This is a genomic window from Streptomyces sp. NPDC047014 (assembly GCF_040644195.1).
In the GTDB taxonomy this organism is placed as follows: domain Bacteria; phylum Actinomycetota; class Actinomycetes; order Streptomycetales; family Streptomycetaceae; genus Streptomyces.
Map to the genome: position 1 here is coordinate 1 of NZ_JBEYVX010000035.1, position 26,796 is coordinate 26,796.

Genomic DNA, 26,796 nt, shown 5'->3' on the forward strand with positions numbered 1-26,796 from the left:
GGGCGAGCCCGGCAGCCGCCCCGGCCGCCCGCCGCAGCGGGCCCGGTCGCTCAGCCACCGTCGGCCGCCAGCCGGTAACCGGCCCCGCGTACGGTCTCCAGCGCGGCCCGCCCGAACGGCGCGTCGATCTTCCGGCGCACGGCGCTGACGTGCACCTCCACGACATTGGGATCGCCGTCGAAGGCGCTGTCCCACACCTGCTCCAGGATGTCCCGCTTGGGCACCACCTCGCCGGGCCGCCGGGCCAGGCACTCCAGCACCGCGAACTCCCGCGCGGTCAGCCGGATTTCCGTACCGCCGCGGGAGCAGGAGTGCCGGGCCGGGTCGAGCAGCAGATCGCCGCAGCGCAGCACCTGCGGCCCCCGCCGCCCGCCCGCGCGGCGGCCCAGCGCGCGCAGCCGGGCGACCAGGACCAGGTAGGAGAAGGGCTTGGACAGGAAGTCGTCCGCGCCGGTGTCCAGGGCCTCGGCCTCGTCGTACTCGCCGTCCTTGGCGGTCAGCATCAGGATCCCCGACTCGTTGCCGGCCGCGCGCAGCCTGGCGCAGACCCGGTAGCCGTTCAGGCCGGGCAGCATGATGTCGAGGACGATCAGGTCGTAGGAGTGCTCGGTGGCCATCCACAGGCCCTGCGGCCCGTCGTGGGCCACGTCCACCGAGAACCCCTCCGACTGGAGCCCGCGTTGCAGGGCCACCGCCAGCCGCCGTTCGTCCTCCACCACCAGTACGCGCATGCCGAACAGGATCGCAGGGCCGCCGGACCTGCGGCTGAAGAGGTCTTCAGGTGGCTTCAGCGGGGCTTCAGCTTGCGCTCCGCATGCTCGGGAACGAGCCGGGCGCAGTGCCCGGTTGTCCCGAGGAGTGACCGTATGTCTGATTCCGTCCCGCCGTCGGATCCGTCCCGGCCGGCCGCGCGGCCCGAGCCGTCCCCGCCGCAGGTGCCGCCCGCGCTGCCCGAGAAGTCCCCCGAGGCGGGCCGGCGCGCGGCGCTGGGCCGTTTTGTGCCGCACGGCAGGACCGCCGCGTGGATCGCGGCCGGCGCGGCCGTGCTCGTGGTGGGCGGGGTGCTGACGGTGGTCGCCGTGGAGCACCACGACGGCCATGGCCGGGGCCCGCACGCCGCCGCCCGCTTCCAGACCGGCCCCGGCGGGGCCTTCGGGCAGGGGCCGAGGGGCGCCGGGCCGGGCGGTGGCGGGGGCCTCCGCGAGCGCTTCGGCCACCCGGACGGCCCGGGCAAGTCGGATACCCCCGCCAAGCCCGCCAAGCCCGCCAAGCCCGCCAAGCCCGGTGAGTCCGGTGGGCGGGCCCCCGCCCCGGTGCCCTCCCTGCCGATCGGGCAGGCGGCCGAGAAGGCCGCCGCGGCCGTGCCGGGCGGCAAGGTGGTCGGCCTCCGCGTGGTCGGGCAGGAAGGCGGCGGCAGCGCCTGGCTGGCCGTGGTCCTCGGCCCGGACGGGGTCCGCCACGCGGTCACCGTGTCCGGTACGGACGGCCAGATCACCGGGAACACCACCCGCGGCGGCTGAGCACCCGCGCTCCGGACTCCCGTCAGAGCCCCGCGGCGGCCGTCCGGAGCGCGGGTGTGGGCAGGGCGGAGCCCTGGAGGGCCAGCGCGGTCAGCACCACCAGGGAGTCCGTCCAGCCCAGGGGCGCCACCGCCGAGGGCAGCCCGGCCCCGTTCACCGTCTCGGGGAGTTCACCCAGGCCGTTCCGCTTGGACAGCACCCAGTCGAGCACCCGGACCGCCCGCGCCCGTTCGCCCGTACCGGCCCACGCGAGCGCGAAGAAGGACGTACTGGCGGTCCAGGCGTAGGAACCCCAGCTGAACGAGGGGTCGTTGCCGGGTGTGAGGCCGCCGTTGGGCAGCAGCAGCTCCCGGTACGTGGAGTCCAGCGCCTCCCCGAGACCGGGCGGGGCGGTGTTGAAGGGGGGCGCCATGAAGGCCGCCGCGCTGTCCCGGCCGTGCAGGCCGTCCACCGTCCGGCCGTAGCCCAGCGGGGCGAAGCCGGTGGCGATGCCCGCCGACAGCCGCCGGGCCGCGTCCGCCCAGCGCTCCGCGTCGCGGTGGGCGCCCGTACGGGAGGCCAGCTCGGCCGCCGCGTTGAGCCCGGCGAGCAGGGGCGCGGCCGTACCGATGTTGGTGGTCGCGGTGTCCAGCTCCCAGTAGTCCGGGGAGGCGGGCGGCAGCCCGTCCGGGCCGAGGGAGCGCGCGGCGAAGTCTGCGGCCTTGCGCACCATCGGGTAGAGCGCGCGCAGCCGCGCGTCCCTCCCGTGGCCCGGGGCGGCCCGGTACCACTGCCAGGTGGCCCACGGCACCCAGCCGTTGCCGTCGAGCTGCCAGGTCCGCGCGTCCGGCGAACCGCGGCCGTCCAGGGTGGTGCGGGCCTCCCAGGTGCCGTCGGCCCGCTGGGTGCGGGCGTCGTAGCGCAGGATCCGGTACGCCTCCTCGTCGTGCCCGGTGGCGGCGAAGGCCGCGGCCGCGAAGGCTCCGTCCCGGGGCCAGGAGTACGCCCACGCGGGCGACCAGGCGGCCGCGAAGGCGCCGTTCGGCTGCAGCAGGGCCCGCATCGACAGCAGGGCCCGCTGCGCGGCCGCCCGCTGGGTCCCGGTGGTGCCGGGGACCCGGCCCGCCGCGAGCCAGGCGCGGCTCTCGTTCACCTGGGCCGTCGCCGCGGGGTCGCCCGCCTCGACCACCACCGACGCCGAGGCGCCGTCGGGCAGATGGCGCCAGCGGCCCGACGGCAGCCGCAGGACGTTGCTGCCCTCCACATAGGAGGCGCCGACCGCGAAGGCGGGCGCCACGGCCTCGGTGGCCACGCGGTTGCTCAGCAGGCCCGAGGTGCGGGCGGCGAGCGCCGACACGGGCACGTAGCAGGGCTCGGTCTCCCCACAGCGCTCGCTGCCGGTGGGGTTGATGTGGAAGGCGAGCCGGGAGGTGGCCGCGTGCCAGCCGCCCCGGGCCGCGAGGTCGTAGTTCCAGCTGGTCAGCGCTCCGGGCTCGGGCCGCGTGGTGCCGTGCCAGGCGATCGGGGCGCTCTCGGTGGTGGCCGCCCGGAGGAAGAGGTAGTAGGTGGTGCCCGGGACCACGGCCGCGTGCAGGGGGAACTCCACCCAGCCGGCCCCGGCGCCGCCGAGGGCGCCCAGGTCCACGGTCCTGGAGGCGATCACCGAGCCCGCGTCCTCGCGCACCCGCCGGATCTCGGCGGTCACGGACCCGGTCGCCGCCCCGCTGCCCAGCCAGACGCCGACCCGGGAGAGCCGGGGGCCGTCCACCGTGAACGCCTGCGCCGCCGCGTTGTTGCCGGCCTTCACGCTGAACAGCGCGGTCTCGTGGGCGCTCTGGCTGTCGTAGGGCGGGGCGGGGGTGCCGGGGAGCGCGGCCGTGTCGGGGAGTGCGGCGGTGTCGGGGAGCGCGGGCGTGTCGGGGAGCGCGGCGGGGACGCCGGTCAGTGCCAGGGAGAGCAGAGCGGGCAGGACGGTCCTCGCGAACGCCATCGGGTACAGGGCCTTCCGTCGCTGGGCGGGCGCGGCCGGGGGTGCCGGCGCGCCGGGAGCTGCACCCACCTTGCAGGCATCCGGCCACGGGGAGGCGGGAGTCGGCACGTGTCCCCGCCGGATGGGGCCGTACCTGCATCCGTTCGTGTGACAGACCGTCTGACCGCAAGGACGGCCCGAGGGGGCGTGCGCAGGGGGAGCGGAGGGCGGCACGAGGGGGCGACCGGAGGGGCGTACGCGGGCGGGCCGGGGCGCGCGTCGATGTGGATGCGCTCACTCCGGAAGATTTCCGCGGACCGGCTTGCACGATCGGGCCCGCTTTTCGATGGGCTGGTAGTGGAGAGCGCACCTCGCTCCCCGGCAGCCCGTCAGGAGGCGGGCAGGCCGTCCCCGCACAGCCCACGGAAAGGTGCCGCACCCCATGAAGACCACCGAGAGGGCCGCCCCCACGCAGTCGGCCGCCACCGCGTTCCACGCCCGCGCCGCCGAGGCGCACCGCCCACCCGCGCGCCTGCCCGGTCCGGGCGGACGCAGAGGCAGCGGCGGCCCACCGGGCGCGCCGCGCCCAGCCGGCGGCCCGCGCCCGGGCGGTGGCCCGACCCGTCACCGAGAGGTCCCCGCCGCCCCCGCGGGCGGCGACGAACAGCTGTGGGGGAGCGTATGAACGAAGGCGAATGCGACCCGTCCTGGGACCGGGCGGCGGTCTCCAGCGAACTGGCCGGTGTCCTGCCGGTGGAGTTCGCCGCGTTCCACTCCCAGCAGCACCGCGCCTACCTGCGCTACGCCCATCTCCAGCTCGGCAACCGGAAGGACGCCGAGGAGGTCGTCGACGACGTCTTCACCTTCCTGCTGAAGGTGTGGCGCCAGGCCCTCAAGGAGGCCAGCCTGCACGGCTTCGCCTGGGCCGTGCTCCGCGAGCACGTCGAACGCCGGCTGGCCGTCCTCGGCCGGCAGGTGGCGATGGTGGAGACGGCCTGGTTCGCGGCCCTGCGCCGCTCCTCGCGGGAACGGCTGGAACTGCTGGAGTCGAAACTCGGCCTCTACGCGGCCATCGCCGGCCTGTCCGAGCGGCAGTACGACGTCGTGCTGCTGGCCTTCCTGCTGGGCAACGACTCCGACACCGTCGCCCGGATGATGGGGATCTCGCCGGCCACGGTCCGCTCGCACATCCGCGGCGCCCGCCGCACCCTGTCCCGCAAGCTCGGGGTCGAATGGGTCCCCGGAGAGGAGAAGGAGCAGTGAGCGACATGCCCCACCGCGAGATGCCCCACCGCGACACGCCCTACCGCGACGCGCCCCGGCGCGACCTGCCGCCGTGCGGACTGGACGCGGCCCTGGCGGACGCGACCGTGCTCGCGGAGGAGTACGCGGGATACGACGAGGGCGCCGCCCGGCGCCGGATCGCCCGCCGGATCGCCGCCGACCGGGCCCGGCACGGCAGCGCCTGCGCCGCGGCCCAGCCGGGCCGCGGCCGGGCCGCACCCGCCGCCTCCGACGCCCTCGTCCTCGACGCCGCCTGCCATGTACGGGCCGCCCGCGGCCTGGACGACATCACCTGGGCCCTGGTGGAGAGCCGGGACTTCGCCGCCCTCGCCCTGGACGCCGGCTGCTGGCCCCACGGCGCGGACGCCGCCCTGCTCTTCGGCTCGCTGCTGCACCTGGCCGAGCGGGCGGAGGGGGCCCGCTTCTGGTTCCAGTACGCCGCCGGGGCGGGCTCACGTACCGCCGCCCGCTGCCTGTATCTCCACCACCTGGCCCGTGCCGAGGCCGGGACCGCCCGGTACTGGCGGCAGCAGGCCCGCGCCCTGCCCGCCGAGGAGCACCTGCCCGCGCTGCCCCGGATCCCGGAGGACCTGGAGGGCGCCCTCGGGGCCTCCGTCATCTGGACCTCCCCGCCCATCACCACCCAGGACCTCACCACGCTGACCGGGGGGCCGGGCCGGGCGGAGCGGCCGCCGTGCCGGCTACCGGCCCGGCTGCGGCAGGCCGTCATGGCCCGCCCGGCGGAGGAACACCCCGATCTGGGGGAGGTGTTCACCCCCGGCCCGCTCGTCGCCGTGGCCGTCGCCCAGCACGCCCGCCTCACCCTGCCGCGCCTCTCCCTGGAGGCCGGCGCGTGGGCCCTCGAAGCGCCCCGGCGGGGCCCGTCACCCGCCTGCCGGAAGCCACCCGGGGAACGCCCCGCACCGGCGGCCCTGGAATCCGTCCACCAGGCGCTGCGGGTCCTGGAGGTGGTCGGCCGCTGCACCGGCGGAGTCAACCTCACGCAGATCGCCCGGGAGACCGGCCTGCCGCAACTCGCCCTCACCCGGGCCGTGCAGCAGCTGATCCGCGCCAACCTGGCCACCCCCGTCGGCCCGGACGCGTATGTCGCCGGGACCGCCCTGCCGCCCTTCGACCCCGTGGGCGGCGAAGGCCAGGGCCACCTGCGGGAAACCCTCGCGTGGGTACGGGACGCGGTCGGCGCCGCCGTGTATGTGGGGCGGTACACCGACGGCGAGGTGACCATCACCCAGTACGCCGACGGACCGGCCGCCCCCGTGGTGGAGGAATGGGTGGACCTGCGCGCGGCCGCCCACGCCTCCGCGGTGGGCAAGGCGCTGCTGACCCAGCTCGGCCCCGAGGACCGCCGGGAGCACCTGTCCCGGCACGGGCTCAGCCGGTTCACCGACCGCACGCTCACCAGCCGCCCGGCCCTCTTCCACCAACTCGACACCAGGCCGCCCAACGCGCCCCTGCTCGACCTCCAGGAGTACGCGCTCGGCACGCTCTGCGCGGCGGTGCCCATCACCGCCGGGCCGAATCCGGAATGTGTGGCCCTGTCCATCCCGGCGGTGGACCCGGGCCGGCTCAAGCACGCCGCCCGGATCCTCCAGAGCGAGGCGGCCGCGGTCCTGCTCGCCCTGGTCGTCGCGGGCGGCACCCACCCGCCGGTGTACGGGCCGCGCGACACGGCCCTGTCGACCACCGCCTAGCGGCCCGCACCCCGGCCGCCGTACGGGCGGCCGGGCCGGGGCCCAGCGGGTGCCGGGGTGCCGGGATGCTCGGCCGGGACCGGGGCGGCGAGCAGGGCGGCGGTGGCCCGGACATGGGGATGCCGGGCGCCCAGGACATCCGTACGCACCGCCAGCAGCTCCCGCAGCCGGGCCCGCGCCGGGGCCCGGCGGCCCGACGCCAGCTCCCAGACGGCCAGTTCGTGGCAGGTCAGCAGGGTCCCCGGATGCCGTTCGCCCTGTACCCGGCGGCGTACCGCCAGCAGCTCCGTCAGCAAGGCCACGGCCCGGGGCGGATCGCCCGCGGCACCAAGGCAGCGGGCCAGTTCGTGCCGGGAGGCGAGGGTGGCCGGATCCTCCGGCCCGAGCAGCCGGGCCCGCGCCGCGCAGACCTCGCCCAGCAGACGGGCGGCCGTCGCCGGCTCCCCGGCCTCGCCGATCCGCCGTGCCAGCTCGTGCTCCCCGGCCAGGGTGTCCGGATGGTCCGCGCCCAGCACCTCCAGCCGCAGCGCGAGCAGTTCCTCCAGGACCGCCAGCGCCGCGGCCACGGCGCCGGTCTCGGCCGTCCAGTACGCCAGGCCGTGGCGCGCCCGGAGGGTGTCCGGATGGGCGCCGCCCAGCAGCCGTTCGCGCAGCCGCGCCAGCTCCCGGTACTCCGCGACGGCCGCCACGGGCTCCCCGGCCTCGCCCGTCCACCGCGCCAGCAGCTCGCGCGTGGCGAGGCTTTCGGGGTGGTCGGGGCCCAGCCGCAGCTCGAAGGCGGTCAGCAGCCCGTCGAGGGCCCGGCGGGCCTCCCGGGGCCGGCCCGCGTCGCCCAGGGCGCGGGCCCGGTCGCGCTTCGCCGTGAGCCGGCGGTGGTCGAAGTGGTGCGCGTCGTCCCGTTCCACACTCACGTCCACTCACGTCCATGTCTCGTGACCGGCAGCTGAGAACCCGCTGTCCGAAGGCAGCGAGCAAGCCTACGAGCGGGGGCCCGCCCCGGAGAAGGGGGACTTCGGCCGCCCTCGGGGGCCACCGGCCCGGACGGCCGGCGCCCCCGTGGCCGGAAAGACCCGGTCCGGCGTCACGCGGTGGAGCAGGTGGAGTCAGGGGGCGACGGGGAGCTGCCGCTTGTGCTCGGTCATGCGGTAGCGGCGGACGATCACGGCGAGGGTGGCCTCGTCGACCGGCTTGCCCTCCAGGACATCGTCGATGTCGTCGTACGTGACACCCAGCGCGTCCTCGTCGGGCAGGCCCGGCTTGAGCGTCTCCAGGTCCGCCGTCGGGGTCTTCCGCACCAGCGAGGCCGGTGCGCCCAGGGCGTCCGCCGTCGCGCGGACCCGCCGCTTGGTGAGGCCGGTGAGCGGGACCACGTCGGCCGCGCCGTCACCGAACTTGGTGAAGAAGCCCGAGACCGCCTCGGCCGCGTGGTCGGTGCCGACCACCAGACCGTCGTGCGCGCCGGCCACCGCGTACTGGGCGATCATGCGCTGGCGGGCCTTGATGTTGCCCTGGACGAAGTCCTGGTGGTGCGCGTCGCGGAAGACGGTACCGCCCGCCACCACGGCCTCCAGGGCGGCGTCGCTCGCGCCCTTGATGTCCACGGTGAGGACCTGGTCGGCCCGGATGAACTCCAGCGCCAGCTGCGCGTCGGCCTCGTCGGCCTGGGTGCCGTACGGCAGCCGCATCGCGTAGAACGTGGCCTCGTGGCCGGCCGCGCGGACCCGCTCGACGGCCAGCTGGCACAGGCGCCCGGCGGTGGTGGAGTCCACCCCGCCGCTGATGCCGAGGACCAGCGCACGCAGGCCGGTGGAGGTCAGCCGGTCGGCGAGGAAGGCCACCCGGCGCTCGATCTCCTGCTCGGCGTCGAAGGACGCGCTGACCTGGAGATCACGGGCGATCTCCTGCTGCAGGGATATGGACGCCAGGTCGGTCACGGTTGCTCCTCGCTCGGGCCCGGACAGGATCGGTTCCGCGCCGGGGCCGGTGGCCTCGGGCGCGAAGAGGGGGCCGGAAGCACTCTAGAGGAAGGCGGCGCGCTCCCTGGTCAGGGGCTCTGCGGCGCCGGTGGTCCGCCTCCGGGTCCGCCCCCGCCGGTGGTCTGTCCAAGCGGGCTACCAGCCGGTAATTTGATCGCGATCCGGGGTGTCGAGGGAGAGGCCGGGCGCGTGGCGGACCATGACCTGAGCGGTTTCACCGCGAGCGCGTTCACCCACGAGGGGACCACCCGCCAGGTCCTGCGCAAGGGCTCGGGCCCCGCCGTGATCATCATGGCCGAGATCCCGGGCATCACCCCCAAGGTGCTGGAGTTCGCCGAGCGGGTGGCCGGCCTCGGCTGTACGGCCGTCCTGCCGGTGCTCTTCGGAGACCCCGGGCGCGACCCGGACCCCCGTACCGCCGGACCGCTGGCCGCCGGGCGCTACATGGCCTCGACCCTCTGGCGGGTCTGCGTCAGCCGGGAGTTCACCCTGCTGGCGACCGGCCGCAGCTCGCGGGTCGTCACCTGGCTGCGCGCGCTGGCCGCCGCCGAGCACGAGCGCTGCGGCGGCCCGGGGGTCGGGGCCGTCGGGATGTGCCTGACCGGCGGCTTCGCCCTGGCGATGGCCACGGACGCACGCCTCGTGGCCCCCGTACTGTCCCAGCCGTCACTGCCGCTGGCGCTCACCGCGCGCCGGGCGGGCGCGATCGACATCGCCCCCGAGGAGCTGGCTGCCGTCCGGGGGCGGTGCGAGAGGGAGGGGCTCCAGGTGCTGGGGCTGCGGTTCCGGGGCGACCGGCTGGTGCCGGGGGACCGGTTCGCGTACCTGCGGCGCGCACTCGGTGACGCCTTCGTGGCGGTGGAGCTGGACGACAGCGCGGCGAACCCGGACGCCGCCCTCGCACCGCACTCGGTGCTGACCGAGCACCTGATCGATGCCCCCGGGCAGCCGACGCGCGAGGCGCTGGACACCGTCCTCGCCCTGTTCCGCACCCGGCTGCTGGAGGAGCGCCCGGCCGCCGACGCCTGAGGTCCGCGCGCCGGCGGGCGGGCGCGTTGCGTAGGCCGGTGGGATCCTTGGTGGCAATCTGGGGCATATCGCCCAATTCGCCAAGCCTGTGACCGCTCTTTCGTTCTCACGTCTCGTGCCTATCGCCACAATCCGCCCAAACCGCCACCCCTCCCATTCCGTTGGTTTGTATATGTAGTTCACCGACGTATGGTGGGTTCGAAGATCCATCCCGACGAGGGCCGGCCACCGCATGCGGTGTGCTGGGCGCGTGGTGCCGCCTGCCGTCGGGATCCGCCCGCGACGCAGCCGGAGTGCTCATGGCCACCAGGAAGAACCTCACCGCCAACCGGGAATCCCTCGTCCACAAGGTCCGGTTCGCCGCGAGCCGCCCGCACCGCATCGCGCCGTACCTCAGGCGCGCGGCGCGCGACCGGTGGCTGGCCTTCAAGCACCCGGACCACGTGAGCTACTACCGGGCGGTCATGGCCTCGGACACCCGCCGCAACCCGGAGGCGGCCGTCGGCAGCCAGACGCACGACCGGTGGCTGGCGCTGGGCAAGATGCAGTTCGACTACCTGCTCACGCACGGGATGCGGCCGGAGGCGCGCATGCTCGACATCGGCTGCGGCAACCTCCGCGCCGGCTGGCGCTTCATCGACTACCTCGACGCCGGCCACTACTACGGCATCGACATCTCCCCGGACATCCTCATCGCGGCGAAGAAGACCCTCACGGACCGCGGCCTCCAGGCGAAGGTCCCGCATCTGACCCTCACGAAGAACCTGACGCTGGACTTCCTCCCCGACGGCTACTTCGACGTGGTCCACGCGCACAGCGTGTTCTCGCACTCGCCGATCGAGGTCATCGACGAATGCTTGGCGCATGTCGGCCGGGTCCTGGCCCCCGGCGGCCACTTCGACTTCACCTTCGACCGTACGACGGGCACCGAACACCAGGTCCTGCGCGAGGACTTCTACTACCGCACCCAGACCCTCGTCGACCTGGCCACCCGCCACGGCCTGACGGCCCGCTTCATGGACGACTGGGAGGAGCTGGGCCACGGCCAGTCGAAGATCCGTATCAGCGTGGCTGTCCCCGCGGGCGGGGAGGGGGACGGGGTGGCCGACGGCACGAGCAGCGGGGTCGGCGTGAGCTGAGGCGAGGCCCGGCTCGCTCAGGCCCGGTCCGGGGTGTCCGAGGGGGTGCGGCGGTGGCGCACGTGCAGGGCCGCTGCCGTGGCCGTGAGGAGGGCGAGGAGGGTGTAGGTGGCGTTGTTCTCACCCAGGACACCGGAGAAGTAGCCCGTCAGGAGGAACGGCGTCGCGGCCAGGGCCAGTCGGCCGGGGGTACGGATCTCCGCCAGGGCGGGGCGGCCCGCCAGGGCGAGGGCGGCGGCCACGGAGACGGCGTAGCGCCAGGATGTGACCATGCCGAGTCCGCCCGCGTCGAGCAGCGCCAGGATCACCACCGCCAGGGGGGTCCAGAGCAGCAGGGCCGCCCGACCGGCGGCGGTTTCGATGCGGGGAGGCGGACGCAGGTCCGGTGGGCAGAGGAGGGGGAGGGCGGCGATGGCCAGGGGTGGGAGCAGGTACGCCGCGTGCGCCAGCGGCAGGTCCAGTGCGCCGGGCCAGGCGGCGGCGAGCAGGCAGGCAGCCGTGCCCGCCGCCCCCGCGAAGGCGCAGCGGGAGCCCGTGGCGTAGCGGCCGGCCAGGGCCATGACGGCGCCGAGCAGGGTCAGCAGGTAGGACCCGAGGAGGGCCAGGCCGAACAGGCCGTCCACGTCGGGGCGGCCCGTGACGTACGCGTGGTTGAGCGTCGACGCGAGGAGGAAGGCGGCGCGGGCGCCCTCCGCCGCCAGAGCGAAGGGTGCGGCGGCGGCGAGCAGGCGACCGCCGGGCTGCGCGGAGCCCACCCGTAGCCGCAGGCGCAGCGCGTGCGCGGCGATGTCACCGGCCTCCCGCAGCCGGGTCAGCGGACCCGCGCCCTCCGTGGCCTCGCGGTACGCCTCGGCCAGCTCCTCGCCGAAGGCGCGGCGGAAGTCCGGGGGATAGAGCCGCAGCAGGCGGGTGCTCATGAGGCCGTGGCCGTCTCGCCGGACAGGCCGAGGCGGCGGGTCGCCTCGTGCGCGGTGGCGGCGATCCGCCGCGCCTCGGCGGCCAGGGTCTCGCGGCCGGTGGCGGTGAGGGTGTAGGTGCGGCGCAGCCGGCTGTCGACGATCTGCTCCTCGTGGACCTCGATCAGCCCCTGCCCCAGGAGTCGTTCCAGGGCCCCGTAGAGCGTGCCGGTCCGCAGGGTGACCCGCCCGCCCGAGATCAGCTCGACCTCGCGGGCGATGGCGTACCCGTGCCGGGGCTCGTCCGCGAGCGCGGTCAGGAGGAGGAGGGTCGGTTCCTGCATCGCACGATCACTCATGCGGGCATGGTAGGTCACCTACCGGCATATGTCGTCCGGGGGAATTGCTGCTCGGCTTCTGTGGCGCGGGTCAGGAGATCGCGTACCACTGGCTGGCCCAGCCGGTGTTGATGGTGCTGGTGGACTGGTCGGCCAGGTTCACGGTCGCCGGGAGCGAGGTCTGGCCGGTCAGGAGGTTGCTGTAGCGGAGGTTCGGGGGTGTCAGGCCCGCGTTGACGGAGATGCCGGCGCCGGTGGACTTGAGGGTGAGGAGGTTGGTGGACCAGTTGCCGTTGAGGAGCAGGGCGATGAAGTACGTGCCGGGGGGAGCCGTGAAGGGCTTGGAGAGCGCGAACGGCTTCGCGATGGCGTCGGTCATCAGCTGCGGGGAGACGTCGGGGGTGGAGCCGACGAGGGTGCCCTTGGCGTCGTACACGCCGAGGTAGCAGTTCGACAGCTGGGCGTTCGGGTCGATCCCGGCCAGGCCGAGCCAGATGTTGGACCAGGTGATCTGCTCGCGCAGGACGATCCGCACGAGGGTGACCCGTCCGCCGACCCCGGCCGTGGACTGGGCGGTGACGTGGCCCGCGTCATTCGGATCGCCCGTCCAGGCCAGCAGGTTCTGATCCTGCGGCCGGGGCCCCTCGAACCCGCCCCCACCGCCCTGCCCGGCCGGCGCGGCGGGCGCGGTGGCCGTCGCGGGGGAGGCCGCCGGGCCGGCCTTGTCCTGGCCGGTGCAGCCGGTGAGCGCGAGCAGCGCCGCGAGCGCGGTGACCACGCCGGTGGTGGCGGTGCGGATACGGGTGTGGGTGCGCATGGTCCCCCCATGAGGTGCGGATATACCGACGGTCATGATCACACGCCCCACAGCGCCCCGACCCGGGGGCGGCTGCCGACGGACCAGCGCGCCCGTTTCCTCCGGGTCCTCGCGGACCTGGCCGAGGTGGAAACGGACGCGGGGCGGCGGGAGTTCCTGGAGTCGTTCCCGGAGGCGTTCGGCCTCCTCGACGCCGACGACTCACGGCGCAGCGGACAACCCGGCCTGCCTGCCTACGCGGGCGCCGGGCCCGCCGGGGTCGGGGTCAGGCGGTAGGCGTTGCCGTGGGTGGTGACCCGGCCCGCCGTCGGTGGGGCGAAGTGGGTGCCCAGGACCAGGGCGTCCGTGTCCGCGAGGGACGCCAGGAGTTCGCGGCGGGAGGTCTCCGAGAGGGCCGGGTCGATGTCCACGCAGGCGCCGATCGAGGGGTGGGCGAGCTGGACCGGGTGGTGGATGCAGTCGCCGGTGATCAGGGCCCGGTGGCCCGCGCTGCTCACCTCCACGGCGACATGCCCGGGGGTGTGACCGGGCGTGGGGATCAGCCGTACGTACGGGGCGATCTCCACACCCTCGGCGGGTACGTCGACCAGATCGAGGAGTCCCGCCTCCTCCACCGGGATCACCGAGTCGTGGAACATCTGCCGCCGCGCGTCCTCCATCGGGTAGCCGGCCCAGAACTCCCGCTCGGTGCGCGAGGTGACGTAGCGGGCGTTGGGGAAGGTGGGGACCCAGTCGCCGTCCACGAGGCGGGTGTTCCAGCCGACGTGGTCGGCGTGCAGGTGGGTGAGGACGACCAGGTCGACCGATTCCGGGGGGAATCCGGCGGCGGTGAGGCGCTGGAGGTAGTCGGTGTCCAGGGCGTGCCAGGCGGGGTTGGCGCGCTCCTTGTCGTTGCCGATGCCGGTGTCCACGAGCACGCGGAGGCCGTCGGCGACGAAGGCGAAGGTGTGGCTGTCCAGGTGGAGGACGCCCTCCTCGTCGGCGAAGTGCGGGCGCAGCCAGTCGTGCGCGGCGACGACCGTGGCGGTGGCGTCCGGGAGCAGCCAGGGGCCGGTGGCGGGGGGCAGGAGCGTTTCGTCGATGCGGTGGACGATGACGTCGCCCACGGTCCAGGCGGGTGCTGCGGTCGGAGCGGTGGTCATGGCGCTTCGGTCCTCGCTTTTCGTTCCCTTGGCTTAACGCAACCCGTTTGCGTTAAGCCAAGGGTAGGTCGAGCCGTCCGATTAATGCAAACGCTTAGCTTTAGATGGCTGAAAGTGGCCCCTGCGTCTCGCCGAAACAGCCCTAGACGCAACAGATTCGCGTTAAGGTGGCTCCGTGAGCAGGCAGATGGTGCGTCCCGGCGGGCGGAGTGCCCGGGTTCAGGCGGCCGTGCACGAAGCCGTGCGTGCGCTGGTCGCGGAGGTCGGGCGGGATGCGCTGACCGTGCCGCTGGTCGCCCAGCGGGCGGGGGTGACCCCGTCGACCGTGTACCGGCGGTGGGGGGACCTCCAGGAGCTGCTGTCCGACGTGGCCGTCGAGCGGCTGCGCCCCGACACCGCCCCCGGCGACCACGGCAGTCTCACCGCCGACCTGACCGCCTGGGCCGAGCAGTTCCTCGACGAGATGGCCTCGCCCACCGGCCGTACGTACATCCGCGACGCCCTGCTCGGCGACCCCGACGGCAGCAACGCCGGCCAGTGCTCCGCCTACGCCGCCGCCCACATCGGCCTGATCCTCGCGCGCGCGGCCGAACGCGGCGAGACGCCGGTGCCCGAGGCCGAAACGGTCATCGACCGGGTCGTGGCCCCCCTGATGTACCGCATCCTCTTCCGCCCCCAGGGCCTGGCCCCCGCCTACGCCCGCCACCTCGTCGCCGACCTCCTCGCCCCCGGCGGCGGCTGAGGCTCGGGGCAGGTCCGTACGAGGATCCACGACCCAGTGGTTGCTCCGCAGGGCCCGCCCGGCGAAGGCCACCTCCACCCCTGGAACCCGGGGAGCACCATCCACCCGATCTCCGACATCGGCCAGACCGGCCGCCGCCCGCTCGGCGTCCCGGCGGACCTTGTCCGCCATCCCCTCCCGCGGCAGCGGCCCACCGGCCCACCGGCCCACCGGCCCACCGGCCACAGGGCAGCGCGCAGCGTCAGCGTTCGTCCAGTTCTGACGGGGCCTCCTGGACCGTCCAGCCGTTGCCGTCCGGGTCGGTGAAGGTCATGAAGGAGTTCCAGGTGCCGCCCTTGCCCTCCTCCCAGCCGGACGCGCCGATGTGCTGTACGGGCGAGACCTCCACGCCGCGCTCCACCAGGCCCGCGTGGGCGGCCTCGATGTCGGTGACGCAGATCTGGAGGCCGTGCAGGGTGCCGGGTGCCATGGGCTTCGTGCCGGGGAACGGCGGCATGCCCTCCAGGAGGGCGAGCGAGCAGCGGGAGCCGGGCGGGGTCAGCTGGATGACGCGCACCCCGGGGGAGACCTCGTCGTCCAGGTCGACGCGGAAGCCGAGGCTTTCGGCGTAGAACTCCTTCGCGCGGTCCAAGTCCGTGACGGGCACGGGGATGACTTCGACGGTCCAGTTCACGGGCTGTCTCCTCCGGGAGTCGGTGCGGCCGGACGGGCCGGGTCCACCGTCGCCCACCCGCCCCCGTCCGCGCACGCCGAAACGCCCGTCCCGGCCGGTCTGTTCGCGCCTCGCGGAATCGGAACGGCGGCAGGCGCAGGGAAATCCCGGTCACGCCGTGGCGAGCACCCCCGTGGTTCGCCACGACGTGACCGGAACCGCCCTGCTGCCCGCCGCCGTTATTCGACGGGCGTCCCCGCGGGCCGGAAGCGGCCCAGGCGGTCCTGCGGGACGATCGTCGGCAGCAGGAACCTCCACAGGTCCTCGACGCGCGCGTGCAGGTCCGCGCGGCGGGTCCGCACGTGCGAGGTGACCTGGATGCCGGTGAAGCAGCCCACCAGCAGCGCGGCCAGCGCCTCCACGTCCACCGCCGGATGGATGTCCCCCTGCTGCTGGGCCGGCGTCAGGCAGCTGCGGCAGGTGGCGATCCAGGTGTCGTACGGGGTGGGGTCCGGGCTCGTGAAGGAGCCGAACTCGATGACCAGGCGGATACCGGCCCGGATCCGGACATCGGTCCGCAGCCCGTGCGCCATCCGGTGCGTCAGGTCGATGATCGTCTGGAGCCCCGGGTGCTCGACGCCGGGGATGTGGTCCGCGACCTGGAACTGCTCGTCCATCAGGGTGCGGGCCAGCGCCTCCTTGGACGGGAAGTGGAAGTAGAGGGCGCCCTTGGTGACACCCGCGTGCTTGACGACGTCGCTGAGGCTGGTGCCCTCGAATCCGGAGTCGTCGAAGGCGGTGGCCGCGCCGTCGAGGATGGCCTGCCGGGTGATCTCGGCCCGTTCCTGTCTGGCCCTCGCCACGTCTTCTCTCCTCCTCCGGTACGGCCGGCGGAGCCTCTCCGCTGCGGTGTGACGTCAATGTAGTCAGGTAACCGGAAAGAAAACCAGTCGACAGGTACTTTTATGTGGAATGCGTGAGCGGTTCGCTTCCGTGTGTGCCTTTTGTGGTGCGGATTCCCCGCCGTACGGGATCGGCCGGATGCCCGAACAGGGCACTTTTGCGGATGAGTTGCCTCCGAATGGACCGGAACGCCCCCGCCGCCGACCTGCCCGACCGCCGGTCTCAGGGCTCGATCAGGCCCACGCGGATCGCGTACCGGGTCAGCTCCAGACGGTCGCGCAGGCCCAGCTTCTGCAGCAGATTGGCCCGGTGGCGCTCCACCGTCTTCGCGCTGATGACCAGGATGTCCCCGATCTCCTTCGAGGTGTGACCCTCCGCCACCAGCTTGAGGATCTCCTCCTCGCGCTCCGTGATGGGCCGCGCGGGCAGGTCCGCGCCGGTCCGGGCGCGGTCGAGATAGGTGCGGACGAGGGTGGTCTCGGCACCCGGATAGATGAACGGCTCGTCCCGCAGGGCCGCGCGGCACGCCTCCACCAGATCGCGGTCGGCCACCGACTTCGGCACGTACCCGCTGGCACCCGCCTTGAGCGCCTCGAAGAAGTACTGCTCGTTGTCGTACATGGTCAGCATCAGGATCCGCAGCCCCGGCCGCAGCCGCGACAGCTCGCGGGCCGCCTGCAGCCCGGTCTGCCGGGGCATCGCGATGTCCAGGATGGCCAGGTCCAGCCCCGGGTCCTCACGGGCCCGGAGCACCGCGTCCGCACCGTCGTCGGCCTCCGCCACGACCTCCAGGTCGGGCTCGGCGTCGAGGATGAGCCGTACGCCGCTGCGGACCAGGGCGTGGTCGTCGGCGAGCAGGATACGGGCCGGTGCGGTCATGGGCGGGATCCCTCGTGATGGTCGGCAGTGACGTTCAGGCGGACTTCGGTGCCACCCGCCGGACCCGCCCCGACGGCGAGATCGGCCCCGATCAGCAGGGCCCGCTCCCGCATGCCCCGGATCCCGGCCCCCTCCGGCGCGCCCCCGAGGCCCCGGCCGTCGTCGCGCACCAGCAGGCCCGTGCCGCCGCCCGGGACCGGCCGCAGGTGCACCTCCACCCGGGTGGCCCCGGAATGCCGGGCGGCGTTCGTCAGCCCCTCCTGCGCGACGCGGTACAGCACCAGCTCCGTGGCCCCGTCCAGCGGCGGCAGCCCCGGGGTGATGTGCGCACTCGCGCTCAGGCGGGAGGTGGTGAACTCGGCGGCCAGCGAGCGCAGCGCGCTGTGCAGGCCCAGCTCCTCCAGCACCCCGGGCCGCAGCCGGCGGGCGATGCGCCGGATCTCGTCGAGGCTGGCGCGGGTGGTCTCCTGGGCCTGGTGCAGATCCGCGCGGACCGGCTCCGGGACCCGGTCGGCGGCGTGCTTGAGCTGGAGCAGTACGGCCGTCAGCGTCTGGCCGATCTCGTCGTGCAGCTCCTGCGCGATGCGCTGGCGCTCACCCTCCAGCGCGGACAGCACGCGCCCGCTGCTGGTGGCCCGTTCCGCCTCCAGCCGGTCCAGCATCGTGTTGAACGTCGCGGTCAGCTCCGCGATCTCGCCCTCCCCGGTGACCTTCGGCCGGCCACCCGGCCGCAGCAGGTCCACGGTGGCCATGGCCCGGCTCAGCCGCCCGAGCGGCGCCAGCCCCACCCGCAGCAGTACCGCGTTCGCCACGAGCATCGCGCCCAGCCCGGCCATCAGCACCAGCGCCTCCCCGAACAGCACCGGGGTGGAGACGGTCACCGGACCGAGCAGCAGCAGGACCGCGACGACCAGCACGGCGGCGTTCAGCAAGAAGATCCGCCAGTACAGCGACATGGCCCCACACCTTTCCGGACGTACCCGTTCCCGCTAGCTAGGCTGCCCTGACCTGCGGCGGGACCTACTTCCCCGCCTCATCCTCACCACACCGCCGCGGCCCTGTCCATCCGTGCCGACACCCATATTCGCCGCCGTGCCGGACATGGCAGCATGAGGCCCGCCGCTCCGTTTCCGCCCGCCCGGATCCGGGGCGCGCCGCACCACCGTCACAAGGCTCACAACACAAAGGGGATGGGCTGTGCCTGCTCCACGGATGCGTACGACACCGCTGCCCGGCATCGGCGTCCAGTACGACCTCACCACCCGCGAACACCGCAACCTGTCGGTCATCGCACACCGGGACGGCACCCGCACGGTCAACCTGTACCGCGCCGACGACCCGGACGCCTGCGCGGAATCGCTGCACCTGACGGGCCCCGAGACCGCCTCGCTCATCGACGCGCTCATGCCGGCGCACCACAGCCCGAACCTCCTGCACACCACCGACCTGGGCCTCGTCGCCGAACGGGTGGAGCTCTCCGCGCACTCGCACTGGAACGGCCGCCTCCTCGGCGAGACCCGGATGCGCACCGAGACCGGCGTGTCCATCGTCGCCGTGCTGCGCCGGGCCGAGGCCCGCCCCTCGCCCGCCCCGGACTTCCGCCTCGCGGGCGGGGACACCCTGATCCTCATCGGCACCCGCGAAGGCGTGGACGCCGCCGCCGAGATACTCGGCCGGGAGTGATCGCGTGCATTCCGCCGTCTTCCTGATCGAATTCGGGGCGATCATCCTCGGTCTGGGCCTCCTCGGCCGGGTCGCGGGACGCCTCAAGTTCTCGCCCATCCCGCTCTACCTGCTCGCCGGCCTCGCCTTCGGCACCGGCGGCCTCCTCCCGCTCGGCGCCAGCGAGGAGTTCGTCGCGATCGGCGCCGAGATCGGCGTCATCCTCCTGCTGCTGATGCTGGGCCTGGAGTACACCGCCAGCGATCTGGTCTCCAACCTCAAGACCCAGTACCCGGCCGGGCTCGTCGACTTCACCCTCAACGCCCTGCCCGGCGCCGCCGCGGCCCTGCTGCTGGGCTGGGGGCCCGTCGCCGCCGTGGTCCTGGCCGGCGTCACCTGGATCTCCTCCTCCGGCGTCATCGCCAAGGTCATGGGGGACCTGGGCCGGCTCGGCAACCGCGAGACCCCGGTCATCCTCAGCATCCTGGTCCTCGAGGACCTGGCCATGGCCGTGTACCTGCCGATCATCACCGCACTGCTCGCCGGGGTCAGCCTGGCCGCGGGCAGCCTCACCCTGGCCATCGCCCTCGGGGTCGCGGGCGCCGTGCTGTTCGTCGCCGTCCGCTACGGCCGGCTGATCTCCCGCTTCGTCTCCAGCGACGACCCGGAGAAGCTGCTGCTGGTCGTGCTCGGGCTGACGCTGCTGGTGGCGGGGATCGCCCAGCAGCTCCAGGTCTCCGCCGCGGTCGGGGCCTTCCTCGTCGGTATCGCCCTCTCCGGTGAGGTCGCGGAGGGCACCCACACCCTCCTGAGCCCGCTGCGCGACCTGTTCGCCGCCGTGTTCTTCGTCTTCTTCGGCCTGCACACCGACCCGGCGAGCATCCCGCCGGTGCTGCTGCCCGCGCTCGCGCTGGCCCTCGTCACCGCCGGTACGAAGATCGCCACCGGGTACTGGGCCGCCAAGCGGGCCGGGATCGGGGTCAAGGGCCGCTGGCGGGCGGGCGGCACGCTCGTCGCCCGCGGGGAGTTCTCCATCGTCATCGCGGGCCTGGCCGTCACCGCCGGCATCGAACCGCAGCTGGGCCCGCTCGCCACCGCCTACGTCCTCATCCTGGTCATCGTCGGCCCCCTGACGGCCCGCTACACGCAGCCGATCGCGGCCTGGGTGGGCGAACGCCGCTCCGCGGGCCGCCGCCCCGCCGGCCCGGAACCGGAGGCCGTGGAACCGCTGCCGGAACCCGTCTCGCGCGAGCGCGGCTGAGCGCTCGCCGCTTCCGTACGGAGGCCGCAGGAGCCTCACGGCAGCCGGCGGCCGTCCCGCCCGGGCGCGTTGTCGCGCCCGACCGCGACGGCCGCCGCGACCAGACCGGCCGCGAGCAGCAGACCGTGGGGCAGGACGGCGCCGGCGACAACGGCGGCGAGGGCCAGGACGAGCGCGAGGGCCGGTACGGCCCGGAACCGGCCCTGCCCGGACTCCCGCTCCCGCCGGTGTGTCTCATGGGGTTCGCGCTGGGGCATCGCTGCTCCTCCCGTACCCGACTCCGTGCACTTCCGTCACGGGAGTGCTCCGTTTTCCCACCATCACCCGGTACGCCGGCCCCGCACATCGGGGCCGGCACCCATCTTCGGCCCCCGTCGGCCGCGACCCGGCGCGCGACCCGCCCGGTGGGGCCCGTACGGCCCACGGACGCGCGCCACCGCGTGCACTCCCGCGCACTGCCGTGCGCCCCCCTGTGCTCCTTCGGCGCGGACGGCCGCCGCCGTACGGTTCCGGGCCATGAGCGGATACACGATGGAACCGGCCACGCCGTGGGAAATCAGCCCCCGAGTCCTGCCGCCCTCCGACCAGTGGTCACCCGCGTTCGCGGTACCTGCACCCGTCTGCCGCTTCGAGAACTTCCTCGGAGCCGAGCGCGCCGCCGCCCTCCTGGAGTACGCGATCGCCCGGGAGGAGGAGTTCGCGCAGGGCACCGTCCTGGACCCCCTCACCGGCCAGGTGTCCCGCAAGGGGCGGGACTCGCTCGTCCTGCCCGTCAGCAGCGAGGTGTTCAGCTCCCACCTCGCCGACTGCCTCCCCCTCGTCCAGGACGTGATCGGCAGCCGGGCGGCGCTCACCCGGTCGCTGACCGTCCTGACCGCGCACGGCGAAGGCGGCCACTTCGGCATCCACACCGACGCCTCGCGCGTACGGGACGTCAGCACGGCCGTCTCCGCCGTGTACTACCTGCACCGCACCCCGCGCGGCTTCGGCGGCGGGCAGCTGCGCCTCTACGACACGGTGGTGCGCGACGGCCGGGCCCGGCCCGCCGAGTCCTACCGCACCGTCGAGCCCGACCACGACACCATCGTCTTCTTCCCGGCCGGGGCCTTCCACGAGGTCGTCCCCTCCACCTGCCCCAGCGGCCGGTTCCAGGACTTCCGCTTCACCCTGACCACCTGGATCTCCGGCGAGGAGCCCGCGCCCGGGACACCCGACCCGGCCGCGCCGCGGATCTGGCAGTGGCTCGCCGACGCGGCGGAGGGCACCCGCCCGCTGCACGACCTCACCGAGGACCACGACGGCGCCCGGCCGGTCCCGCTCCCGCGGCCCGGACCGCGCACCCGGCTCGGCTTCCCCGAGACATCGGGCGGGCCGGGAGCGTGACGTCCCGCCCGGACGGTCGTTGAGCCGGGCGGTCAGCGAAGTGACACGGTGAGGGCTCCGGGACGCGTCCCGGAGCCCTTGTCGTATGCCCGGCCGGCCCGTTGCGCTTTCCCCGAGCAACGATTGGATCTCGGAATGGCCGCTGCCGGTGGCGTGATGCGGCCTGTGCCGTTGACCGGTTATGGACACAGAGAGCATGCGGTTCGCGGAGGCACCGCTGGAGGGCGACTACTGGCTCGACTCCCTGGTGCACGATGACACGTGCGGAGGCTGCCTGGAGCTGCGGAAGTCCGACGGACAGCTGCCGGAGGAGCCGCGCCGCGTGGCATGGCCGACCGGGAACGCCCGCGAGTGGATGGTGGCGGTGTCGGTGGTCACCGTCGTGGTGGCGGCCGTACTGGCCGTGCTCGCGGAGTGACCCGACGCCCGCCACGCCGGGGTACGACCGGCTTGTACGAGGACCCGCGCCCCCGGCGGCGCCGACCCCCTCGGCGGGAGCACCGGACCGCGGAGTCCGCCCGCCGGAACTTTCCGGGCGCCCGCGCGAACCGCGATCGGCGGAGTTGCGTCGTACACCCGGAGGGGCGGTCGGGCGGGTCCCCGAAGAGCCGGTGGCGGCCGGCGCCTCACGGGCCGCGACACGGGTCACGGGCGCCGCGCGGAGGTGAGTCGGAGCGCGCCCAACCGCTGTTAGGGTGACGTGTGCCCGTCAAGAACGGGCCTTTCGTATCCCTCTCGGGATTCGCGTCATTCGCATTCTGACAGTGCAACGGGGTAGAGCGTGAAACTTCGTCATGTCCGGGCAGTCGCCGTCTTCGGCATAGCCGTCATCGCCCTCACCGGCGCCCGCGGTTCCCACGGCGGCAGCTGCGGCGGTGGCAGCAGCCACAGTTCCGGTTCGGGCTCCAACGGCTCCAGCACCACCGGAGGCAGCACCACCGGAGGCAGCCACGACAACGACAGCACGAGCGGCAGCAGTTCCGGCGGTACGACCGCCTCCGGCGTCTCCGGCAAGGACAAGGCCGAGCGGGACATCAGGATCGACGCCTGCAAGATGGACGCCTCGGGCAAGAACCTGGTCGCCAGGATCACCGTGACCAACAGCGGTTCGCTGGACTCCACCTACAACATCACCATGAAGTTCCGCGGGGACGCCACCGCGGCGGCGGCCGACGCCCAGGCCCGGGTCAGCGGCCTCACCGTCAAGGCCGGCGCCTCCCGCCAGACCGAGGCCACGACGCCCTACACGGGCAAGGGCGACGGCAGCGAGTTCAAGGAATGCGTCGTGTCGAGCGCTTCCAAGAGCTCCCTCTGACACACGTCCGGCCCGGCGCCTACGGGCGCCGGGCCGGATCTCCCGCTTCCGGGTGCGGCGCGATCAGTCCGTGCCGGACTCCATCGCCGCCCGGTCCAGCATCTCGTCGTCGGCCGAGACCTCGCCGCGCGAGGCGATGGCCTCCGCGCCGCCCTCCTGGAGGGTGCCGATCAGCCCGGTCGCGGCCGCCTGGGCGGCGCCGATCGCCGGGTGCGCGGTGCCGATCAGGCCGAGCGAGGCGTACTGCTCCAGCTTGGCGCGCGAGTCGGCGATGTCGAGGTTGCGCATGGTGAGCTGGCCGATCCGGTCCACCGGCCCGAAGGCCGAGTCCTCGGTCCGCTCCATCGACAGCTTGTCCGGGTGGTAGCTGAACGCCGGGCCCGTGGTGTCGAGGATCGAGTAGTCCTCGCCGCGCCGCAGCCGCAGCGTCACCTCGCCGGTGACGGCCGCGCCGACCCAGCGCTGGAGCGATTCGCGCACCATCAGGGCCTGCGGGTCCAGCCAGCGGCCCTCGTACATGAGCCGGCCGAGCCGCCGGCCCTCGTTGTGGTACTGCGCGAGGGTGTCCTCGTTGTGGATGGCGTTGACCAGCCGCTCGTAGGCCGCGTGCAGCAGGGCCATGCCGGGGGCCTCGTAGATGCCCCGGCTCTTGGCCTCGATGATCCGGTTCTCGATCTGGTCCGACATGCCCATGCCGTGCCGGCCGCCGATGGCGTTGGCCTCCATGACCAGGGCGACGGAGCTCTCGAACTCCTTGCCGTTGATCGTCACGGGACGGCCCTGGTCGAAGCCGATCGTCACGTCCTCGGTGGCGATCTCGACCGACGGGTCCCAGAAGCGGACGCCCATGATCGGCTGGACGGTCTCCACGCCGGTGTCCAGGTGCTCCAGCGTCTTCGCCTCGTGCGTGGCGCCCCAGATGTTGGCGTCGGTGGAGTACGCCTTCTCCGCGCTGTCCCGGTAGGGGAGGTCGTGGGCGAGCAGCCACTCCGACATCTCCTTGCGGCCGCCGAGCTCGGTCACGAAGTCCGCGTCCAGCCAGGGCTTGTAGATCCGCAGGTGCGGGTTGGCGAGCAGGCCGTAGCGGTAGAACCGCTCGATGTCGTTGCCCTTGAAGGTCGAGCCGTCGCCCCAGATCTGGACGTTGTCCTCCAGCATCGCCCGCACGAGGAGCGTGCCCGTCACCGCGCGGCCCAGCGGGGTGGTGTTGAAGTACGCCCGCCCGCCCGAGCGGATGTGGAACGCGCCGCAGGTCAGCGCGGCCAGGCCCTCCTCCACCAGCGCCGTGCGGCAGTCGACCAGGCGCGCGATCTCGGCACCGTAGGTCTTCGCGCGGCCGGGCACCGAGGCGATGTCGGGCTCGTCGTACTGGCCGATGTCGGCGGTGTAGGTGCAGGGGATGGCGCCCTTGTCGCGCATCCACGCGACCGCGACGGAGGTGTCGAGGCCGCCCGAGAAGGCGATGCCGACGCGCTCGTCGACCGGGAGGGAGGTGAGGACCTTAGACATGGGATGAGTATGCATTGATCTGCATTTTCATGCAAGGCGGCTGGTGGGGAGCGCGGCGGAGGGTCCCGAACCGGCCGGACCGGAGGGCGCGCGTCCGTGGGGTGGGGCGGCGGACGGGGCCGGTGCTCGCGGAATCCGGTCAATGTGGCCACGGGGGTGATTCCGCTTGCGGGCCGCCGGAGCGGGGGAGCGGCTGATGGGCGCCGTGCGCGGGCCGCGGCGGACTCGCCGGATCCGGCCAGGGGGTGCGGGACGGGGCGGGCCCGGGGGTGTTGTCCGTAACGCGTCCTTCCCCGTCGTGCGGGCCGCGTGGTGGCATGTGCATGCCCAAATTCGGAGGGCTCCCCGTGAATGGAGAGAATCGGATGGCATTCCGCAGAACCACCGTCGCCGCCGTGGTCGCCGCATTGTCGGCCCTCGCCGTGCCCGCCCACGCGGACAATGGCCCCACGCCGCCCGGAAGAATCACCGTCGACGTCGTCGGGGTCAACGGCTCGGGCTGCCCGCAGGGCACCGCCGCCGTCGCCACGGCCTCCGACAACACCTCTTTCACGGTCACCTACAGCAACTACCTCGCGCAGACCGGGGCCGGCTCCGGCGGCACCGAGTTCCGCAAGAACTGCCAACTGGCCCTCCAGGTCCACGTGCCCCAGGGGTTCACGTACGCCATCGCCCGCGCGGACTACCGCGGCTTCGCCCACCTCCAGCGCGGGGCCTACGGGCAGGAGCGCGCGAACTACTACTTCCAGGGCATGGCCCAGACGGCCCGCTCCACCCACCAGTTCACCGGCCCGTACAGCGACAACTGGCAGGCGAGCGACCGTACGGAGTACTCCGACCTGGTCTGGGCGCCCTGCGGCGAGGAGCGCAACCTCAACGTCAACACCGAACTGCGGGTCTACGCGGGAACGTCCAGCCCGCAGGCCCTCAGCTTCATGAGCATGGACTCCACGGACGGCAGCGTCAGCACGGTCTACCACTTCGAGTGGAAGCAGTGTCCCGCCGCCTGACGCGGAGGGGAGCGCAGGAACCCGACCCCGTACGTCAGGAGTGACAACGATGTCCCCTTCCCTGTCCCGCACCCTGCTCACGGCGGGCGCGGCCGCCGCCCTGATCGCCACCGCCACCCCGGCGGGCGCGGCGGGCACGCCCGGGCCGATCGTCGCGCCGCCCGACAAGATCGTGATCGAGCTCGCCACCGTCAACGGCTCCGGCTGCCGCGAGGGTACCGCCGAGGTCGCCGTGGCCCCGGACAACACCGCCTTCACCGTCACCTACAGTGAATACCTGGCGCAGGTCGGGCCGGGTGCGCCGCCGACCGGATTCCGGAAGAACTGCCAGCTCAATCTGCGGGTGCATGTGCCCTCCGGATTCACCTACGCGATCGTGCAGGCCGATTACCGCGGATTCGCCTTCCTCCAGCCCGGGGCGTGGGGCCAGGAACGGGCGAACTACTACTTCCAGGGAATGCCGCAGACCTCCCAGCGCACCCATACCTTCAACGGCCCGCTGAATGACAACTGGCAGTCGACGGACAAGACGGAATACGCCGATCTGGTCTGGGCGCCCTGCGGCGAAAAACGCAATTTCAACATCAACACCGAATTGCGGGTGAACGCCGGCACCTCCAGCCCGCAGGCCACCAGTTTCATGGCGATGGACTCCACCGACGCCAGCGTCAACACCCTCTACCACCTCGCCTGGCGCGTCTGCCCGACCCCCTGACCCCGATCCCTCGACTTCGCCCCCCCCGCCCGCCGCCGCCCGCCCCGAGGGCCGGGCGGCGGCGGGCGGCCCGTCCGGTCCCTGTGGGGCCGCTCAGGCCGGGACCCTCTCCACCGGGATCCACAGTTCCGCGTCCGCCCGTGTCCCGTCCGGCGACAGCCGGGTTCGCAGGATCTCCGGGCCGGGCCGGGTGCGGTACGGGTTGGAGGGGAACCACTGGGTGAAAACGTCCCGCCACACGTACTGGAGCGTCTGCGGGAAGGGCCCCGAGCTCGCGAAGACGGCCCAGGTCCCGGCCGGGACTGCGAGCGCGTCCAGGTCCGCGGGCGCCTCGGCGGCGGTCACCACCCCGTGCCAGTAGTCGAGTTCCGTGCCCTCGGCGCGGCTGCCGTCGAGCTTGTCGCTCGCCGAGACGATCCCGCGCGGCTCCTGGTCGGACAGGCTCTCCGCCCGCCGCAGCTCCTCCGGCGCGATGCCCCGGACGAACTCCGCGATGGCCGGGTTCATGCCCTCGTGCACGAGCGGCACCCGCGCCCTCCGGCCGACCACCCGGAACGCCTCCTTCTCCACGATCCGGTACTCCATGCTGCTGCTCCCTTCGACGACGAGACGGAAGGACATCCGCGGCTGGGACCGCAGGCTCGCGCCGTGCCGCCTGACCTCGCCGGGGCCGACCCCGTGCAGGGCGCGGAACGCGCGCGCGAACGCCTCCCCGGAGGAGTAGCCGTACCGCACCGCGATCTCCAGCAGGGTCCGCTCCCCGGCCAGCACCTCGGCGCCCGCCACGGTCAGCCTCCGGCGCCGGATGTACTCCGACAGCGGCATCCCCGCCAGCGCGGAGAACAGCCGCCGGAAGTGGTACTCCGACGTCATCGCGATCCGTGCCAGGTCGGCCGCCTCGATCCGCTGGTCGAGGCGTTCCTCGATGTGCTCCATGGCCTGGTTCACCTGCTCCAGCACCCGG

Annotated in this window: 29 protein-coding genes; 14 read left to right on the top strand and 15 right to left on the bottom strand. The window is 73.7% G+C overall.

Going from position 1 to position 26,796, the window contains the following annotated elements; all coding sequences use genetic code 11:
- Window positions 1-50: 50 nt before the first annotated feature.
- Entirely contained in the window at window positions 51-731 is a 681-nt protein-coding gene (locus tag ABZ873_RS19820) for a response regulator transcription factor (protein WP_360873410.1), read from the bottom strand.
- Between the two features lie 135 nt (window positions 732-866).
- On the opposite strand from ABZ873_RS19820, the gene ABZ873_RS19825 reads away from it, so the two are divergent.
- Window positions 867-1,520, top strand: coding sequence for a hypothetical protein (locus tag ABZ873_RS19825; protein ID WP_360873413.1), 654 nt, complete (start codon window positions 867-869; stop codon window positions 1,518-1,520).
- Between the two features lie 22 nt (window positions 1,521-1,542).
- On the opposite strand, the gene ABZ873_RS19830 is transcribed toward ABZ873_RS19825, so the two are convergent.
- Entirely contained in the window at window positions 1,543-3,489 is a 1,947-nt protein-coding gene (locus tag ABZ873_RS19830) for a hypothetical protein (RefSeq protein ID WP_360873415.1), read from the bottom strand.
- Between the two features lie 660 nt (window positions 3,490-4,149).
- Between ABZ873_RS19830 and ABZ873_RS19835 the strand changes: the two genes are divergently transcribed.
- Window positions 4,150-4,731 (top strand): sigma-70 family RNA polymerase sigma factor, encoded by a 582-nt coding sequence (locus ABZ873_RS19835; RefSeq protein ID WP_360873418.1) that lies wholly within the window; start codon window positions 4,150-4,152, stop codon window positions 4,729-4,731.
- A 953-nt stretch (window positions 4,732-5,684) separates the two neighbouring features.
- Window positions 5,685-6,464 carry an IclR family transcriptional regulator C-terminal domain-containing protein gene (locus ABZ873_RS19840; protein WP_360873575.1) on the top strand — a complete coding sequence of 260 codons (780 nt, stop codon included), beginning with the start codon at window positions 5,685-5,687 and terminating at the stop codon, window positions 6,462-6,464.
- Here the strand turns inward: ABZ873_RS19840 and ABZ873_RS19845 are convergent.
- Entirely contained in the window at window positions 6,461-7,375 is a 915-nt protein-coding gene (locus tag ABZ873_RS19845) for a tetratricopeptide repeat protein (RefSeq protein WP_360873421.1), read from the bottom strand. The two genes, ABZ873_RS19840 and ABZ873_RS19845, sit on opposite strands and share 4 nt — an antisense overlap.
- Before the next feature lie 192 nt (window positions 7,376-7,567).
- Window positions 7,568-8,398, bottom strand: coding sequence for an ammonia-dependent NAD(+) synthetase (gene nadE, locus ABZ873_RS19850; RefSeq protein ID WP_360873424.1), 831 nt, complete (start codon window positions 8,396-8,398; stop codon window positions 7,568-7,570).
- Window positions 8,399-8,629: 231 nt separating this feature from the next.
- Between nadE and ABZ873_RS19855 the strand changes: the two genes are divergently transcribed.
- Window positions 8,630-9,469: a dienelactone hydrolase family protein gene (locus ABZ873_RS19855; RefSeq protein WP_360873427.1), complete on the top strand. Its 840-nt coding sequence runs from the start codon at window positions 8,630-8,632 to the stop codon at window positions 9,467-9,469.
- A gap of 299 nt (window positions 9,470-9,768) precedes the next feature.
- Complete coding sequence (locus ABZ873_RS19860) at window positions 9,769-10,608, top strand: class I SAM-dependent methyltransferase (protein ID WP_360873430.1); 840 nt, start codon at window positions 9,769-9,771, stop codon at window positions 10,606-10,608.
- A gap of 17 nt (window positions 10,609-10,625) precedes the next feature.
- On the opposite strand, the gene ABZ873_RS19865 is transcribed toward ABZ873_RS19860, so the two are convergent.
- From ABZ873_RS19865 to ABZ873_RS19875, 3 genes are all read right to left on the bottom strand, one after another.
- Complete coding sequence (locus ABZ873_RS19865; protein ID WP_360873433.1) at window positions 10,626-11,525, bottom strand: hypothetical protein; 900 nt, start codon at window positions 11,523-11,525, stop codon at window positions 10,626-10,628.
- Entirely contained in the window at window positions 11,522-11,863 is a 342-nt protein-coding gene (locus ABZ873_RS19870; RefSeq protein ID WP_360873436.1) for a PadR family transcriptional regulator, read from the bottom strand. Before ABZ873_RS19870 ends, ABZ873_RS19865 begins: the two co-directional genes overlap by 4 nt.
- A gap of 70 nt (window positions 11,864-11,933) precedes the next feature.
- Entirely contained in the window at window positions 11,934-12,659 is a 726-nt protein-coding gene (locus ABZ873_RS19875; protein ID WP_360873439.1) for a hypothetical protein, read from the bottom strand.
- A 9-nt stretch (window positions 12,660-12,668) separates the two neighbouring features.
- Between ABZ873_RS19875 and ABZ873_RS19880 the strand changes: the two genes are divergently transcribed.
- Window positions 12,669-12,935, top strand: coding sequence for a hypothetical protein (locus ABZ873_RS19880; protein WP_360873442.1), 267 nt, complete (start codon window positions 12,669-12,671; stop codon window positions 12,933-12,935).
- On the opposite strand, the gene ABZ873_RS19885 is transcribed toward ABZ873_RS19880, so the two are convergent.
- Window positions 12,893-13,801 (bottom strand): MBL fold metallo-hydrolase, encoded by a 909-nt coding sequence (locus ABZ873_RS19885; protein WP_360873445.1) that lies wholly within the window; start codon window positions 13,799-13,801, stop codon window positions 12,893-12,895. The genes ABZ873_RS19880 and ABZ873_RS19885 overlap by 43 nt on opposite strands.
- Window positions 13,802-13,988: 187 nt before the next feature.
- Here ABZ873_RS19885 and ABZ873_RS19890 point away from each other — a divergent pair, with 187 nt between their 5' ends.
- On the top strand, window positions 13,989-14,543 hold the full coding sequence (locus ABZ873_RS19890; RefSeq protein ID WP_360873578.1) for a TetR/AcrR family transcriptional regulator: 555 nt from the start codon (window positions 13,989-13,991) through the stop codon (window positions 14,541-14,543).
- A 241-nt stretch (window positions 14,544-14,784) separates the two neighbouring features.
- Here ABZ873_RS19890 and ABZ873_RS19895 read toward each other — a convergent pair whose 3' ends face one another.
- From ABZ873_RS19895 to ABZ873_RS19910, 4 genes are all read right to left on the bottom strand, one after another.
- Entirely contained in the window at window positions 14,785-15,216 is a 432-nt protein-coding gene (locus tag ABZ873_RS19895; protein ID WP_360873448.1) for a VOC family protein, read from the bottom strand.
- A gap of 218 nt (window positions 15,217-15,434) precedes the next feature.
- Window positions 15,435-16,058: a ScbR family autoregulator-binding transcription factor gene (locus ABZ873_RS19900; protein WP_360873451.1), complete on the bottom strand. Its 624-nt coding sequence runs from the start codon at window positions 16,056-16,058 to the stop codon at window positions 15,435-15,437.
- A 262-nt stretch (window positions 16,059-16,320) separates the two neighbouring features.
- Window positions 16,321-16,977, bottom strand: a complete 657-nt coding sequence (locus tag ABZ873_RS19905) for a response regulator transcription factor (RefSeq protein ID WP_360873454.1) — start codon at window positions 16,975-16,977, stop codon at window positions 16,321-16,323.
- Window positions 16,974-17,933: a HAMP domain-containing sensor histidine kinase gene (locus ABZ873_RS19910; RefSeq protein WP_360873457.1), complete on the bottom strand. Its 960-nt coding sequence runs from the start codon at window positions 17,931-17,933 to the stop codon at window positions 16,974-16,976. The genes ABZ873_RS19905 and ABZ873_RS19910 overlap by 4 nt, the downstream gene beginning before the upstream one ends.
- A gap of 256 nt (window positions 17,934-18,189) precedes the next feature.
- Between ABZ873_RS19910 and ABZ873_RS19915 the strand changes: the two genes are divergently transcribed.
- Together ABZ873_RS19915 and ABZ873_RS19920 are read left to right on the top strand one after the other, a co-directional pair.
- A complete protein-coding gene (locus ABZ873_RS19915; protein ID WP_360873459.1) occupies window positions 18,190-18,660 on the top strand; it encodes a TrkA C-terminal domain-containing protein in 471 nt (156 codons plus the stop codon).
- 4 nt (window positions 18,661-18,664) lie between these two features.
- A complete protein-coding gene (locus ABZ873_RS19920; RefSeq protein ID WP_360873462.1) occupies window positions 18,665-19,900 on the top strand; it encodes a cation:proton antiporter in 1,236 nt (411 codons plus the stop codon).
- Between the two features lie 35 nt (window positions 19,901-19,935).
- Here the strand turns inward: ABZ873_RS19920 and ABZ873_RS19925 are convergent, their stop codons facing one another.
- Window positions 19,936-20,157 (bottom strand): hypothetical protein, encoded by a 222-nt coding sequence (locus tag ABZ873_RS19925; RefSeq protein ID WP_360873465.1) that lies wholly within the window; start codon window positions 20,155-20,157, stop codon window positions 19,936-19,938.
- 259 nt (window positions 20,158-20,416) lie between these two features.
- Between ABZ873_RS19925 and ABZ873_RS19930 the strand changes: the two genes are divergently transcribed.
- The 3 genes from ABZ873_RS19930 to ABZ873_RS19940 all read left to right on the top strand — a co-directional run bounded on the left by ABZ873_RS19930 (window position 20,417) and on the right by ABZ873_RS19940 (window position 22,598).
- On the top strand, window positions 20,417-21,283 hold the full coding sequence (locus ABZ873_RS19930) for a 2OG-Fe(II) oxygenase (protein WP_360873468.1): 867 nt from the start codon (window positions 20,417-20,419) through the stop codon (window positions 21,281-21,283).
- Between the two features lie 181 nt (window positions 21,284-21,464).
- On the top strand, window positions 21,465-21,701 hold the full coding sequence (locus ABZ873_RS19935; protein WP_360873471.1) for a hypothetical protein: 237 nt from the start codon (window positions 21,465-21,467) through the stop codon (window positions 21,699-21,701).
- A gap of 363 nt (window positions 21,702-22,064) precedes the next feature.
- Window positions 22,065-22,598, top strand: a complete 534-nt coding sequence (locus ABZ873_RS19940; RefSeq protein WP_360873474.1) for a hypothetical protein — start codon at window positions 22,065-22,067, stop codon at window positions 22,596-22,598.
- A 63-nt stretch (window positions 22,599-22,661) separates the two neighbouring features.
- On the opposite strand, the gene argG is transcribed toward ABZ873_RS19940, so the two are convergent.
- Entirely contained in the window at window positions 22,662-24,107 is a 1,446-nt protein-coding gene (gene argG, locus ABZ873_RS19945; protein WP_360873477.1) for an argininosuccinate synthase, read from the bottom strand.
- Between the two features lie 365 nt (window positions 24,108-24,472).
- Here argG and ABZ873_RS19950 point away from each other — a divergent pair, with 365 nt between their 5' ends.
- Together ABZ873_RS19950 and ABZ873_RS19955 are read left to right on the top strand one after the other, a co-directional pair.
- Window positions 24,473-25,117, top strand: a complete 645-nt coding sequence (locus tag ABZ873_RS19950; protein ID WP_360873480.1) for a DUF4360 domain-containing protein — start codon at window positions 24,473-24,475, stop codon at window positions 25,115-25,117.
- 49 nt (window positions 25,118-25,166) lie between these two features.
- A complete protein-coding gene (locus tag ABZ873_RS19955; RefSeq protein ID WP_360873483.1) occupies window positions 25,167-25,832 on the top strand; it encodes a DUF4360 domain-containing protein in 666 nt (221 codons plus the stop codon).
- A 93-nt stretch (window positions 25,833-25,925) separates the two neighbouring features.
- Here ABZ873_RS19955 and ABZ873_RS19960 read toward each other — a convergent pair whose 3' ends face one another.
- A complete protein-coding gene (locus ABZ873_RS19960) occupies window positions 25,926-26,792 on the bottom strand; it encodes an AraC family transcriptional regulator (RefSeq protein ID WP_360873486.1) in 867 nt (288 codons plus the stop codon).
- Window positions 26,793-26,796: the final 4 nt, after the last annotated feature.